At 54.8% G+C, this 13,851-nt stretch carries 15 protein-coding genes and 1 riboswitch; of the genes, 11 read left to right on the forward strand and 4 right to left on the reverse strand.

Annotated features, from left to right (window positions below; translation table 11 throughout):
- Positions 1-12 precede the first annotated feature (12 nt).
- The 6 genes from M655_RS13410 to M655_RS13435 all read left to right on the forward strand — a co-directional run bounded on the left by M655_RS13410 (position 13) and on the right by M655_RS13435 (position 7,093).
- The gene (locus M655_RS13410; protein WP_035317149.1) at positions 13-1,179 is read left to right on the forward strand and encodes a Ger(x)C family spore germination protein; all 1,167 of its coding nucleotides are present in this window, start codon (positions 13-15) and stop codon (positions 1,177-1,179) included.
- A 72-nt stretch (positions 1,180-1,251) separates the two neighbouring features.
- Entirely contained in the window at positions 1,252-2,664 is a 1,413-nt protein-coding gene (locus M655_RS13415; protein ID WP_007782090.1) for an FMN-binding glutamate synthase family protein, read from the forward strand.
- Between the two features lie 41 nt (positions 2,665-2,705).
- The gene (locus M655_RS13420; RefSeq protein ID WP_035422717.1) at positions 2,706-3,470 is read left to right on the forward strand and encodes a YqjF family protein; all 765 of its coding nucleotides are present in this window, start codon (positions 2,706-2,708) and stop codon (positions 3,468-3,470) included.
- Complete coding sequence (locus tag M655_RS13425; protein ID WP_026557236.1) at positions 3,467-4,627, forward strand: Ger(x)C family spore germination protein; 1,161 nt, start codon at positions 3,467-3,469, stop codon at positions 4,625-4,627. The genes M655_RS13420 and M655_RS13425 overlap by 4 nt, the downstream gene beginning before the upstream one ends.
- Before the next feature lie 248 nt (positions 4,628-4,875).
- Positions 4,876-6,048, forward strand: a complete 1,173-nt coding sequence (locus tag M655_RS13430) for an acyltransferase (RefSeq protein WP_026557235.1) — start codon at positions 4,876-4,878, stop codon at positions 6,046-6,048.
- A gap of 145 nt (positions 6,049-6,193) precedes the next feature.
- Complete coding sequence (locus tag M655_RS13435) at positions 6,194-7,093, forward strand: DMT family transporter (protein WP_005828700.1); 900 nt, start codon at positions 6,194-6,196, stop codon at positions 7,091-7,093.
- Between the two features lie 123 nt (positions 7,094-7,216).
- Here the strand turns inward: M655_RS13435 and M655_RS13440 are convergent, their stop codons facing one another.
- Positions 7,217-8,524, reverse strand: coding sequence for an aminotransferase class I/II-fold pyridoxal phosphate-dependent enzyme (locus M655_RS13440; RefSeq protein ID WP_026557234.1), 1,308 nt, complete (start codon positions 8,522-8,524; stop codon positions 7,217-7,219).
- Positions 8,525-8,702: 178 nt separating this feature from the next.
- Between M655_RS13440 and def the strand changes: the two genes are divergently transcribed.
- From def to M655_RS13455, 3 genes are all read left to right on the forward strand, one after another.
- Positions 8,703-9,233, forward strand: a complete 531-nt coding sequence (gene def, locus M655_RS13445; RefSeq protein ID WP_005828697.1) for a peptide deformylase — start codon at positions 8,703-8,705, stop codon at positions 9,231-9,233.
- A gap of 32 nt (positions 9,234-9,265) precedes the next feature.
- Positions 9,266-10,288, forward strand: a complete 1,023-nt coding sequence (locus tag M655_RS13450; RefSeq protein WP_026557233.1) for a homoserine dehydrogenase — start codon at positions 9,266-9,268, stop codon at positions 10,286-10,288.
- 111 nt (positions 10,289-10,399) lie between these two features.
- Entirely contained in the window at positions 10,400-10,558 is a 159-nt protein-coding gene (locus tag M655_RS13455; protein ID WP_005828694.1) for a hypothetical protein, read from the forward strand.
- A gap of 70 nt (positions 10,559-10,628) precedes the next feature.
- Here M655_RS13455 and M655_RS13460 read toward each other — a convergent pair whose 3' ends face one another.
- Both M655_RS13460 and M655_RS13465 read right to left on the reverse strand, forming a co-directional pair.
- On the reverse strand, positions 10,629-11,327 hold the full coding sequence (locus tag M655_RS13460; RefSeq protein WP_026557232.1) for a CAP domain-containing protein: 699 nt from the start codon (positions 11,325-11,327) through the stop codon (positions 10,629-10,631).
- An 8-nt stretch (positions 11,328-11,335) separates the two neighbouring features.
- Positions 11,336-11,491, reverse strand: a riboswitch (cyclic di-AMP (ydaO/yuaA leader).
- Between the two features lie 84 nt (positions 11,492-11,575).
- On the reverse strand, positions 11,576-11,920 hold the full coding sequence (locus tag M655_RS13465; protein WP_005828690.1) for a rhodanese-like domain-containing protein: 345 nt from the start codon (positions 11,918-11,920) through the stop codon (positions 11,576-11,578).
- A gap of 420 nt (positions 11,921-12,340) precedes the next feature.
- Here M655_RS13465 and M655_RS13470 point away from each other — a divergent pair, with 420 nt between their 5' ends.
- Positions 12,341-12,544, forward strand: coding sequence for a cold-shock protein (locus M655_RS13470; protein ID WP_005828688.1), 204 nt, complete (start codon positions 12,341-12,343; stop codon positions 12,542-12,544).
- Positions 12,545-12,570: 26 nt separating this feature from the next.
- On the opposite strand, the gene M655_RS13475 is transcribed toward M655_RS13470, so the two are convergent.
- Positions 12,571-12,807, reverse strand: a complete 237-nt coding sequence (locus tag M655_RS13475) for a hypothetical protein (RefSeq protein WP_005828686.1) — start codon at positions 12,805-12,807, stop codon at positions 12,571-12,573.
- Between the two features lie 69 nt (positions 12,808-12,876).
- On the opposite strand from M655_RS13475, the gene M655_RS13480 reads away from it, so the two are divergent.
- Entirely contained in the window at positions 12,877-13,794 is a 918-nt protein-coding gene (locus tag M655_RS13480) for a phosphotransferase family protein (protein ID WP_026557231.1), read from the forward strand.
- Positions 13,795-13,851: the final 57 nt, after the last annotated feature.

Raw genomic sequence — 13,851 nt, forward strand, 5'->3', positions numbered from 1 at the left:
GCGCGAGGGAGCGTGTTAATTTTGTTGGCCTGTTGTGTGTTGCTTGGCGGCTGCTGGGATCGGACGGAGATCAACGACCTTGCGATTATTACTGCGGCTGCTGTGGACAAGGGGGGAGCGGGCGAGATTGTGTTGAGCATCCAGGTGCTTATCCCGCGAGCGGTGGGGGAAGGCGGGCTCGGCGGACCGACCATGAGCGCGGATCGCGAGCTGACGACCGTGCTGAGCGGAAAAGGGATCAATATTGCCGATGCGATGTCCAAGGTTCAGGCCAAGCTTTCCCGCAAAGTTTTTTGGGGGCATTGCAAAATTTACTTGTTTGGAGAAGCGGTTGCCAAAGAAGGGATTGCCGATCATATCGATTTTCTCGTGCGCCATCCGGAGCCGCGCAACCGGGCCTATCTGTACATCTCCAAAGGAAAAGCAATGGAAATTCTCGGGATTAAAACCTTGCTGGAGCGTTCCACGGCGGAAGCGCTGCGGGAATACGCGACTCTGCACATCGGCATGGCCGTGACCTTGGTTGATTTTCGAAACATGCTCAATGGAGAAGCCCGGGCTGTGGCCCTTCCCTATATTCAAAAAGGGAGCAAGCTGGACGAGCAGGCGCAAATCCAGGAAAACTCGCTCTTGATGGGAACGGCCATCTTCCGCAACGATAAAATGATTGGCGCGCTGACGACAAAGGCCACAAGAGGTTTGCTCTGGCTGCGAAACGAGATCATCCGCGCATCCGTCAGCGTCAACATTCCGGGGGGACAAGGGCTTATATCGGTCATCCCGCTTCGGGCTACGACGAAGCTGGTTCCGAAGATCGAGAATGGGAAGTGGTCCATCCTGGTCAAAATTGATACGGAGGGCGACGTCGTCGAAAACGGAACGCGGCTGAACATGATGGATTTGAGCAGCATCGCGCTCGTGGAAAAAGCGGTCGAAAACGAAATACGCTCCCGCGTCAGCCTGGCGTTGTTTTATTTGCAAAAGGAGCTGCACGCGGATGTGACCAACTTTGCCGCCGCTTTTCATCGGAAGTACCCGCAACAATGGGACGAAGTCAAACAAAGCTGGGACGAAATCTACCCGCAGGTCGAGGTGAGCACGAAGATTCACGCTGCGATCCGCCGCCCGGGACTGACCTCGGAATCGGTGGGCTATCCGGCAAGCCAAGAAAAACGGTAGTCGCGCACGTCAAGCGACGGTTGCAAGCAGCAAAAGAGGCTGGAACCAGCATGCTCGCAGGAGGTGGATGAAATGAACGGGAGATGGATGGATTTTTTAATAGGCTCGTTTGTAGGAACGCTCGTTGCAGGCATCCTGTTTGCGCTGCTGGCGTTTTTCACGTTTCGTCCTGCGGTGCAGTGGCTGCTCGGGCGCTTTATGAAGCGATTGATGTCGGACCGCTATCCGGAAAATATTTTCGAGATGGTGTCGGCATTGACCAAGGTCAGTCCGCGCTACGTCGTGGAAAACAGCTTGCGTGCGACGACAGGGCAGGCGATTGAACGGCCATTCGGCAGTCCGCGCAAATTTCTGAACTTCGACGGGCTGATCTTTTCCCCGGCCCAGCTTGCGGTGCTGCCGGCTGACGAGGACGCCGAGGTCGACATGAAAATCACGATCGGACCGAAGGCAAAACGGCCGCTGACCCTCGATATCCCGCTCCTGTCTGGGGCCATGGGCTTTGGCATCGGCATCAGCGAGAGCGTGAAGATTGCGATCGCCAAAGGAACGGCGGCTGTCGGCAGCGTGAGCAATACGGGAGAAGGGCCGCTTTTGCCAGAGGAAAGAAAATACGCCAAGTATCTCATCATTCAATACAATTCCGGCACGTGGTCCAAGGAGCCGGAGACGCTGCGGCAGGCAGACGCCATTGAAATTCACTTCGGGCAAGGCGCGACGGCGGCAGCGGCCAGCTTTATCCCCGGTGAATACATAACGGGCAAGGCAAGCCAACTGATGGGGGTGGAGGGCGAGGAAATGGTCGTCATTCCTTCGCGCCAGCCGGAGGTCAACAGCCCGGAAGACTTGCGCAAGCTGGTCGACAAGCTGCGCGCGATCACAGACGGAGTTCCGATTGGCGTGAAAATATGCGCCAGCGCTGTGTTGGAGCAGGATTTGGAAATTGCCATCCAGGCTGGCGTCGATTTCATCAGCATTGACGGGGGGCAGGCAGGGACGAAGGGCGGCCCGCCGATTTTGGAGGATGACTTCGGCTTGCCGACGATTTACGCCTTGTGCCGGGCCGTCCAATACTTGAAGGAGAGAGGGGTCAAAGACCGCATCTCGCTTTTGTCAGGTGGCGGCTACACGACCCCTGGCGAGTGTCTGAAGGCGATTGCGCTGGGGGCGGATGGCATTTTTATGGGAACGGCCATGCTGTGGGCGATGACCCACGATCAGGTGACAAAGGCGATCCCTTGGGAGCCGCCGACAGAGCTGACGAATTACCCGGGAAAGCTGAAGGACAAATTCAACGCCGAGCAAGCAAGCAAATACTTGGCGAATTTTTTCCTTTCTTTTGTAGACGAAATGGAAATTGCCATACTCGCCCTGGGAAAAACTTCGTTACGTGATGTGACAGCAGACGACCTCGTAGCGCTTGATGAGTTGACGAGCAAAGTGACGAAAGTACCGCTCGCCTTCCATTCTTCTGCGGAAAGTTGAACAAACATGACGATGGCTGGCGACGTTGGGGAGGGATTCGTATGAACCAGGGAATCATTCCAATCAGGGAAAAGCGACAACAGAAAGGCTGGAGGATGACGCAGACGTGGGAGCATTTGCTGTTTGCGCACTGGGCCGTTTCGCCCGAGGCGATCCGCAGCCTGATTCCGGCAGGCCTGGAACTGGATACGTATGACGGGCACGCCTGGATCAGCGTCATTCCGTTTCTGCTCACCAGAGTCCGTCTCCGCCGCCTGTTTCCAGTCCCGTATGTCACGACCTTCCCCGAGATCAATGTGCGAACATATGTGAGGGCAGGCTCCACACGAGGCGTTTACTTTTTGTCGCTGGATACTTCTCATTTGCTCGTGACGAAAATCGCCGAGTACTGGTATCGGCTGCCCTATTATCATACGAAGATGGATCTTCTGGTTCACGCTGACCGCATTGATTTTCAGTCGGAGCGGTTTTCGGCAGGAGCGGATGCGGCTGCATTTCGCGGCAGCTACTGGCCTGTATCCGAGCCGGCCCTCGCCCGCGCCGGTACGCTGGAGCACTGGCTGACCGAACGCTATACGCTGTTTTGCCAGTGCAAGAAAACAAACGGACTTTATTGTGCCAACGTGTTCCATGAGCCGTGGATGTTGCAGCGGGCCGACGCGCATATCCGCGAAAACTCCATGCTCGCCCCGTTCGCGCTGCCGATCAGCGAGAAGCCTGATCTGCTCGTGTACGCGCGCGGGGTAGAGAGCTTCATCTGGCCGCTAGCGAAACTCTCGCCCTTCGAAGGGGAAGGGAGCCGATGAAGCGGCTTGCTTTCCTTTTTTGCCTGTGCGCAGGTCTGCTTGGCGGGTGCTGGGACCGCGTGGAGATAAACGATGTCGCACTCGTGACCGCTGCCGCCATCGACTGGTCATCGCCAAACGATATCGAACTGTCGATTCAGGTGTTCATCCCGCGCTCGCTCAGCGAGGGAAGCGGAGCAGGGAACGCGATGACGCTCATTCGCACGGCAAAAGGGGTCAATATTGCCGATGCGATGTCCAAAGTGCAGTTGAAAATACCGCGGAAAGTGTTCTGGGGCCATTGCAAGGTGTATATTTACGGGCAAGCGCTCGCCCGGCACGGCTTGAAGGAGTACGTCGACTATTACGCCCGTCACCCCGAGCCGCGCAACCGGGCTTTCGTGTACGTGAGCAGGGGACAAGCCCGCGAAGTTCTGGAGATGCTGCCGCCGCTCGAACGATACTCCGCCGAAGTAGTCCGCAAGCTGTCTGACATGAATGTCGGGCTATCGGTCACTCTGCTCGATTTGCAAAAAATGTTTGCCGCAAGAACAGAGGCGGCCGCCTTGCCGATGATCGACATCATGAAGCCGCCGAAGAAAGGACAGCCGAAGAAGACAAGCCCGTATTTGTCGGGTACGGCTGTCTTTCAAAATGGCAAGATGATCGGTCTTTTGTCTGACCGGACGACGAGAGGGGTACTCTGGCTGAGGAATGAAGTCCCCAACACGACGGTGACGGTCAAGCTCAAACAGGAACACGGATTCGTCTCGTTAAACCCGATTCGCGAGGTGACCAAGCTGACGCCGCGGATCGAAAACGGGAAATGGAAGATGCTCGTGGATATCGACACGGAGAGAGACATCGTGCAAAACGGCACCAGGCTGACCTTGAACAATCCCCAGCAGATCGCGATGGTCGAGGAAGCGCTGCGCGAAGATATCAAAACGAGAGTCCGGCTCGCGCTCAAACAGGTGCAAAAGGAATTAAAGGCAGATATATTGAACTTCGCCCAGCAGTTTCATCGCAACTATCCAAAAGAGTTTGCGGCAGTGCGAGCGGACTGGAATCAGGTGTTTTCCGATATCGAGGTAGATATAAACGTGAAGGCTTTTGTCAGGCGGCCTGGGCTGATCGCCGTTCCTGGCGGCCTCCCGCATTCCGAGGTGCAGCACTAAGAAATGACCGAAAGCCAGGCTGGGCAAACGCCCCCTTCTGGATGCGCCAATAAAATAAAGAAAGCAGGCGGATGCCGCGGCGCCATCGGCCTTTTTGTACAGATAAGAATTTAGAAGATTCTTACCCAGTAAAAGGGCAACTAAGACTGCGCCAAGTTTTCTAACATGCAGGGTTGCCTGTTGCTGTACGGATCTGTAAGATAAGGATGACACTTGTCCAATAAAACAGGGAGGATCTGGTAGTTTCTATGGGCCGAAAAGAACGAATAGCAGAGCTTGACCTCATTCGCGCCTTTGCCTTTCTCGCGGTCGTCTATCAGCATGTGATCGGCGTCTTTATCAGGGAAAAAGGGTTGAGCGAGCAAGCGGCTATCGTATATGGAATGTTGTTTCATCTGCTAAAATTCGCCGTTCCGGCATTTATTTTTATTACCGGACTGGTCTTGTTTTACAACTATTACGAAAAAGTCAACTACTTTTCTTTCATGCGCAAGCGGGTAACGGAAATTTTGGTGCCGTACGGGATTTGGTCGGCCATCTACCTGGCTGTGCAGACGAAGCCGCTGGGCGAGGGCAGCGCCTTTTTGTGGACAATCGCCAAAAAGCTCGTGACGGGAACTGCGTCCTATCACTTGTGGTTTGTCGTGATGATCTTCCAGTTTTATTTGCTCTATCCGCTGTGGCAAAAGCTGTTTCGATTTTTGCATCGCCTGGTCACGGGCCGCCTCCGCCTTCTTGCGGTCGGAGCGGTTGCCGGGGGCGTGTATGCGGGCTTGATGTGGTTTTCCGCCCGCTATATTCCGGCGCACCCTGGCGAATTTACCGGGGGCTGGCTGGAAGCGTACTTTATCAAGTACCGCGATCGTAACAGCTTCTACTACTTCTTTTACTTTTTGCTCGGCGGTGTGGCTGCCGTGGCCCTGCCGGCTTTCAGGGACAGTCTGCGCAAGCGCTGGCCGCTGACCGCGACGGCGTTTTGCCTGTTGTACGTCTGGATTGGCTACGAGCTGTTCCGCGACTCTAACAGCGGCACTATCAATTTGAATGTCGCGACCTCCTTGAAGCCGTCCATGTTTTTGTACACCGTCGCTTCGCTCTTGGGCGTGTACGGCCTGGCGCTCTGGCTCGGGAAAAAGAAAGCGGCTTGGACGCACTGGCTCGGGCTTGTCGGAAAGTATTCGTACGGCGCGTATTTGATGCACGCATTGATCCTCACCTACTTGATGAAGGGGCTGCGCGCGATTGGCCTGTTTCACACCGGGATCATCGGCAGCCTGGTCGTTTTTGCCATCTGTGCGGCCGGCTCGTTTTTGCTGTCGTACGGGTTGGGCAAACTGCCATTTGGCGCCTTGCTCGTGGGCGCAGCCGAGAAAAAACGGGCGAGCGAGCCTGTGCAAAAGCAACTGCAAAACGCCGGGTAGCCGAAAGAGAGAAAACGTTTGGCGGATCGCAGGCAGCAGTTGCAGCCATTAGCCTGAAAAAAGCGCGACATTTTTTCACAGTAAAAGGAATTGGGGCAGGGCGAATGGAAAAGAGTAGGAGCACGAAGGGAGGAAAAGATAACGCTTGCTGTTCGCCTACATTCAGTTGGCCCTATCAATGGCATTGGTAGGCATGAACATTTCCATCGGAAAGGAAATCGTTTCGCACGTCCCTGTCTTTTTGTTTTCCGAGCTGCGCTTTTTGCTCGCGATGGTCATTTTGCTGCCGCTGCTGGCTTTGCGCGGCGAGTGGAAGACATCGTGGAAAAAGGAAGAGGGAAGCGTCCTGTTCTGGCAGTCGTTTTTCGGCGTGTTTCTGTTCAGTATTTGCATGCTGTACGGCGTCCAATGGACTACCGCGACGGCAGCAGGGATCATTACCAGCACCGTCCCTGCCTGTATCGCTCTTTTTTCCTTCTGGCTTTTGAAGGAAAAGCTTCAGGTGAACAATGTCGTGGCGATCATTCTCTCGGTATGCGGCATCGCCCTGATTACGTTTACGGGCGGAGCAGGGGCACAGACGCTGGCGAGCATGCTCGGCAACCTGCTCGTCTTTTTGGCAGTCGTGAGCGAAGCGCTGTTCACCATTTTCGCCAAGCGGCTGTCGGGCAAAATCACGCCGTTTCAAATGACGGCTGCGATCAATGTCATCAGCTTCGCCATGTTTTTGCCGTTTGCCGTCTGGGAGGGCATCCGCTTTGACTGGGGACTGGTTCCCGCCCATATTTGGTGGCTGCTCGTCTACTATGCCGTGACGGCCAGCGTCCTGTCGTTCTTTTTCTGGTACAACGGAGTCGCCAAGGTCGAGGCGTCCAAGGCCGGCTTGTTTACCGGGATGATGCCGATCAGCGCGGCACTCGTCGCTGTGCTGTTTTTAAACGAAGCGTTCACCTGGCTGCATGGCATCGGCATGCTGCTCGTGCTTGCCTCCATTTTCGTCGGCACGCAGCAGACAAGGCAAAAAGGCACAACGCTGGAACGGTAATCGCATCGCCATGAACCTGCCGGGCTGGTCGTCCTCTTTGGAAACAAGAAGCGGCAGCTTGCCCATAGCAAAAAAAGCGCTTTGGCTTCCGGGCCAAAACGCTTTTTTATTACTCCAACCTCTTTATTTAGCCAAGGCTTTTTCCAAATCCTTGACGCCGTTGTAGATCAAATCGAACAAGTCGTCGATGTTGCCTTCCTCGATGCAAGAGAAGGCGATGCGCATATCGGTTTGGCCGAGGGCGATTGTGCCTACGCCGTATTGATCCAGGAGATGCTGGCGGAGTATTTCCGCATCGACGGTTTTCAGCTTGAGGCACATGAAGTAGCCGGAGTTGAACGGATAGTAGCTCCACGCGTCGTCGTATTTTCCGCTGTCGAGCAACTGCTTCACGCGGTTGGCGCGGCCTTTCATGATTTCGTACTTCTCCTGCTTCTGCGCCTTGAACTCCGGAGAGGTGAGGGCGTGCAGGACGAACGTTTGCGATGGGTGCGCTCCGCTGGAGATCGTGGCGCGGATGATGCCCAACGTCTTTTGTTCCAGGGCGGCCAAAAGGTCGCTGGAAGGAGCGGCGTATGTGATGAAGCCCACGCGGAAGCCCCACACGTACTCTTCCTTGGTCGCTCCGTCGACTTTTACAGGAAGAATGCGCGGATGCACGTTGTAGAGGCTTGGGAAAAGCGACTCGTGCAGGGAGTCTTCAAAGAACAGGCCAAAGTACGCATCGTCTGTCACCGCTACGATGTTGATGCCAGCTTCTGCGCCTTCCTTGAGAGCTGCGACGATTTGACGGCCTTCCTCTGCGCCGGGCGTATAGCCTGTCGGGTTGTTCGGGAAGTTCAGGACGACAATCGCCTTTCCTTTATCTTTTTGCGCCAGGATCGCATCGCGCAATCCGGTGGCATTAAATTTCATTTCGTCGTTATACAATGGATAGTAGACCATTTCGGCACCACGGCGGATGGAGAAGGTCAGCTCGTAGTTTTCCCAGTTCTTGTCCGGGATAATCACGCTGTCTCCGCTGTCTGCGAACAGGTCGGCCACGATGCTGAGCCCGTGCGTCAGAGCGTTGGTGACGATCGGGTTGCTGAAGGAATAGTTTGCCAGAGCAGGTTGTTCCTCGATCATTTTTTGCCGCCATGCTGCGCGCAACTCAGGCTTTCCGGCAGGAGGAGCGTACTCATACAAATCTTTTGGCTGGAAGGCAGACAGGTTGTCTTGAATCACCTTCAGATGCATAGGTTGTCCGTTTTCCAGCGCGATGCCGATGGTGGCGTTGTATTTTTTCGCTTTTGCTTTCGCTTCAGCCGATTGGCTCAGGATGCCCTCTTTTGGAAAGTAAATCAGCTTGCCGATGTTGGACAGCATGTCAAAAACGTGTGGATTTTCCCGCTGAATCGTGTCATTCAGCTGTGATGCCAGTGAATGCATGGTAGCCTCCCTCTTCCTTTGGAACATCTGTTTATCATCATCAATAAAGATAGCGCATCTACATGCATTTGTCATCTAGCAGGCGGGGATTTTTCAGATTTTTGCACGGATTCCTTTGACAAGGAACGAAAAGCTTTGCTACGGTGTAAGCACATATAGGGGCAGGGGGGATTGTACGATGGCAGAACGGACGATCGTACGACTTGGCGATCCGGTTTTGCGCGAAAGGTCACGACGAATTTCATCCATGACTCCTCATACAGAAATGATCGCGGAAGACATGAAGCAGACGCTTTACGCGAAAAAAGGACGGGCCGGACTGTCGGCCGTACAGATCGGCGTACCGCTGCGGCTGATTGTCATTGACTGCGGCAGCGGCCTGATCGAGCTGATTAACCCCGAAATTGTGGAAATGAGCGGCGTGCAGGTTGGCCCGGAGGCTTGCCTGTCCATCCCCGGCGTCGTCGGAATTGTCAGCCGCTCGCGCTACGTCAAAGTGAAGTCGCAAAACCGCAGGGGCGAGCCGACCGTGCTGGAAGCGGAAGATTTTCTCGCCCGCTGCGTGCAGCATGAAATCGACCATCTCGAAGGCGTTTTGTTCATCGACCACGTCGAAGCTCTGTACTCTGCCAAAACCGGAAAGCCGCTCAGGCAAAAGGAAGCCAACGCCATTTTGGCCTACAGAAGAGAGACGTACCGCAAAGCATAGAAACCGTTTGGCGACAGCAAGGAGAATGACAAATGAAGCGTTGGAACATCGTACTGACAGGATTCGGAACAGTAGGCAAGCAGATTGCGCGGCTTCTTGCGCAGCGCCAGGACAGGTACCGCAAGCTGTACCAGGCAGACGTCCGGCTGGTGGGGGTCGCCAGGTCGGCTTGTGCGCTCTACGATCCTGAAGGGCTTGCAAACGAACAGATTGAGTCGTTGACGCAGTCCAGACAGCCCGCTCATCCGGCATGGGAGGCAGAAAAGTGGCTGTCGACCGTAGCAGCGGACGTGCTGATCGAGGCAGGCCCGTCTGATGCCCGGACAGGGGGGGCAGGGCTTCGCTACATCCGTCAGGCGCTTGCAGGCGGCATGCACGCGATCGCCGTGTCCAAAGGCGCGCTCGTCGTCGACTACGCCGGCTTGTCTGCCCTGGCGAAAGCAAAAGGCGTGCAGTTAAAAATCAGCGGCGCAACAGCGGCCGCCCTGCCGACGATCGACCTGTTCAGCTACAATCTGGCGGGCTGTGAAATCAAGCATGTGGAAGGCATTTTTACCGGAACGACCAACTTTGTCTTGACAAGCGTCATGGAGGAAGGCGTCACGAGCGAGGAAGCGATTCGCCGGGCGCAGCAAATGGGCATCGCCGAGCCGGACCCGACCTACGACATCGACGGCTGGGATACGGCCTCGAAAATCGCGATTTTGGCCAACGCCGTGTTCGACGCCAGGCTGAAGCTCTCCGATATCCCGCGGGCTAGCGTTCGCGACCTGTCTCCCGCCCAAATCGCCGAGTGGAAACGCGCCGGACGGGTGCCGAAGCTGATCGGCACGATCCGGCCGACAGCAGACGGCGTAGCGGCAGCGGTTGAGCTTGTCGCAGTCGATGCGATGCATCCTTTTGCCCAAGTAAAAGGGACGACGAAAGCGATCCGCGTGGAAACAGACGTCATGGGCGAACTGATGGTCGTGGGCGGGAAGTCGGACCCGGCAGCAGCGGCGGCGGCAGCACTGAAAGACCTGGAACATATCATGAGTAGACACGGCGCTGTCTGACAGCGGCAGCTTCCTTGCGCCGCTTCCAGCGATCGGCAGGAATGACCCGGTTTGTTTTTCGCGCATACTAGGGACGTACCACGAACAAATAGCGGCGAGGGGGCCATACGGATGAATCAATCGTCTGATGTCAATGCCGAACTGCAGCAAGTTTCTGCCTATCCAACGAAGCAGAAGATGAACCAGAAGGAAGTCGCTCTGTTTGAGGAGCAGGAAGGCTGCGGCTGCACCCCCAAAGCGAAAAACGCGGCAAATACGGAGCAAGGATAGCTCCACACGAAAAAAGCCGGGCCTCTTTGGAAAAAGAGTACCCGGCTTTCGTGTACAGGGAAAGACGTTCTTAACCGATAAATTCCTGAACCCAGTAACCGTTGGTGTAGCCGACACCGATTTTGGTGAAGGCCGGGTTCATGATGTTTTTGCGATGGCCTTCGCTGTTCATCCACTGCGTCATCACTTCTTGCGGACTGCGTTGACCCATGGCGATGTTCTCGCCTGCGGTCATGTAGGAAATGCCGAATTGCTTCATCATGTCAAACGGAGAACCGTACGTTGGGCTGGTGTGGTCAAAGTAGTTGTTGTTCGACATGTCGGCTGCTTTCGCCAGAGCGACTTTGGACAGGGCAGCATCCATCGTTACAGGCGCCAGACCTGCTTTGGCGCGTTCCTGGTTGACCAGATCAGCAACCTGCTTGGCAAAGTCGCCAGCCTGTGCCTGGTCGGCCTGGTTCGCCGGAGCAGCCGGCTTTGTGACGTTCTGTACTGGCATTGCTGGTGCTTGTGGCGCTTGTTGCACCGGCTTTTGTACGGGCTGCTTTTGTACAGGCGCCTGATTTACTGGCGCGGCAGGCTGTTGTGGCTGTGCGCTAGGTGCAAATGGAAGCTGACCCATATATGGAATCCATTGATACTGGATTTGGTATTGTATGCCAGTTGGTACCGGGCAATTGGCTGCAGCAGATGCAGATGGGGTAAAGCCGGTCAAAGCCAAGCCCAATCCCAGAGTCATCGCGATGGCAGTAGCTCCAAAACGTTTCATATTCAACATCGTCTCCTTTTTTTGGCCTACGAGGTTAGTTGTCGGATTCGGATTGAGGAAACAACCCTACGCTCCTTCGAGCGATTCACCCCTTAGTGGATGCGTGACCCACAAAAAGATCCCCCGCACTTCCATTCGTGAGGAAGCTTCGGCTTATTGGTTTGGCATGACCCAGAATATCAGACTATCCCACCCGAAATAAAGAAGTAATATCTGCCAAACCGCTGGAAACGCTGGCGCTACTGAGCTTATTCGCCCTCGCTCTCCGGCTCGTTCCACGCTGTCAGTCCGCCGAGCAGCGCTTTTGCCTCGTATCCGTGCTCGCGCAGCAGAGCAGCCGCTTTTTGCGCTTTGTTGCCCGACGTACAGACCGTGATGACCTGCGCTTTTCGCGCCACGGATTCTGTTTCTTCATCTAAGGGCTTGTCACGTTCGAGCATGTGCACATAGGGAACGTTTTTGGTTGCGGCCAATTCGCTGGTGAGCGTTCCGTTCCGGAATTTTGCCTCGTCGCGGACGTCAAGGATGAGTACAGGTGTCTGTTTTTCCAGCAACTCGATTACTTCCTGTTTCGTCCAGATGTTTTTTTGCATTCGCAATCCCTCCCGAGCCTATTGTAGCAGTTGCCTTTCTGATAGAGTAGTAGTAAATGGTTGATTTTTACGGTCTGGTTATGGTAAAATGATAATGCTACTTGAATACTTGAGCCTAAATCTTCGAGGTGTATGCTGATGGATAACGTTTTTGAAATCCCGATTCACACTGGCGCGGTCATCGGAGCCGCAAGGATGGAAGAGAGGAAGGGCTTTCGTCGTTTTAGGTTTTCAAAAAGTTTTGGTTTTAACATGGCAGTTCCGTCCTATGACACTTTCATTTTAGCGAAGTAGATCAACTTCACATATCATGAAGGCGTATCGCGATCTCGCTCTGGGGTATTTCTTCATGATATGTGAGCTTTATTTGCTTCGGTAAATATGACTAGCATATTCAAATTGACTTTTGGAGGTTTTCTCATGCAAGCGAACGGAACAGTAAAATGGTTTAACGCAGAAAAAGGTTACGGCTTCATTCAAGTAGAAGGCGGAGACGACGTATTCGTACACTACAGCGCAATCCAAGGCGACGGCTTCAAAACTTTGGAAGAAGGCCAGCGCGTTGAGTTCAACATCGTAACAGGCAACCGCGGTCCTCAAGCTGAGAACGTAGTAAAACTGTAAGTCTCCTTTATAAAAGAAACTGTCCGTCAGCGGGCAGTTTCTTTTTTTCTCGCAAGATCACGGTGTTTGACGAGCATCACCCGGTAAAAGTCGGCGTGCGCCTGGATGTGGCCGAACAGCCCGATGAACGAAGGCGGAACCGGGTCGCCAAACTGAAAGGCCGCGTTCTCGCCCGTCGCTGCGAGCTGCGCCATCAACTTCGGCAAGATTTCGTCTGTACACGCAAAAAGCAAATCGAGCTTCCCGGCGTTTTTTTCTACCAATTGCTGCCACGGCTGTCGTATAATCGAGCATGCTGCTTTTTAACACAGACCGGGAGGAGAGTGAACGAAATGGAAGACTGGCTGGTGTCGCTGCAAAAAACGGTTCCGCTTTTGCAACAGGCGGGGAGCGTGGAGGAAATCAAAAAAGGGCATTCGGCAGACCGGAAATATCGCGTCGAGTTGGCAACAGGAGGCCCTGCTGTCTTGCGGGTAGCCAGCTACGAGCAAGCCGGGCAAAAAGAGCAGGAGTATGCGCGGTTGCAGGCGTTGCAGCCTCTGCCGATCAAAGCTTCCAGGCCGCTCGATTTTGGCGTGCGAAAAGAATGGGGCATTTGCTACATGCTCGTCTCTTACATCGAAGGAGAGGATGCGCGGGACGCACTGCCGACCTTCACGGACAGCGAGCAACAGCAGGTCGGCTTTTTGGCGGGACGGGATTTGGCCGCCATGCACCAGCTCGCGGCTCCCGCGTCGACATCGCCATGGGCAGAGCGCTGTGTGCAAAAGCATCGCATGTATGCAGCAGCCTACGCTGCCTCTGCTTCCGCGTTCAAAGACGGCGAGCGCATTCTCGCATTCATTGACCGGCACTTGCCCCTGCTGGCTGGGCGGCCGAACTGCTTTTTGCACGACGATTTTCACGTCGGAAACTTGATCGTCCGCGACCGCAGCTACGCAGGCGTGATCGACTTCAACCGCTACGACTGGGGCGACCCGGTGCATGAGTTCGTCAAGCTCGCCTTTTTCAGCAAAGAGGTGAGTGTTCCGTTTTGCAACGGCCAACTGGCGGGCTATTGGAACGGGCAGGAAATTCCCGACTCTTTCTGGACGCTGTACAACGTGTACACGGCGATGGCCATTTTCTCCTCGATCATCTGGACAGAGCGGACTGTCCCCACGCTGCTGCCGGACATGATGAAGCGGATCCAGACGATTGTCGAGGAGCACGACGCGTTTGAAAGACGCATCCCGTCCTGGTATAGCTGAATCGAAAAAGAAAAAAGAACTATGGAATTAGAGCCATAGTTCTTTTTACAGGGAAAG

This window comes from Brevibacillus sp. NSP2.1 (assembly GCF_000470975.2).
Classification (GTDB): Bacteria; Bacillota; Bacilli; order Brevibacillales; family Brevibacillaceae; genus Brevibacillus; species Brevibacillus agri.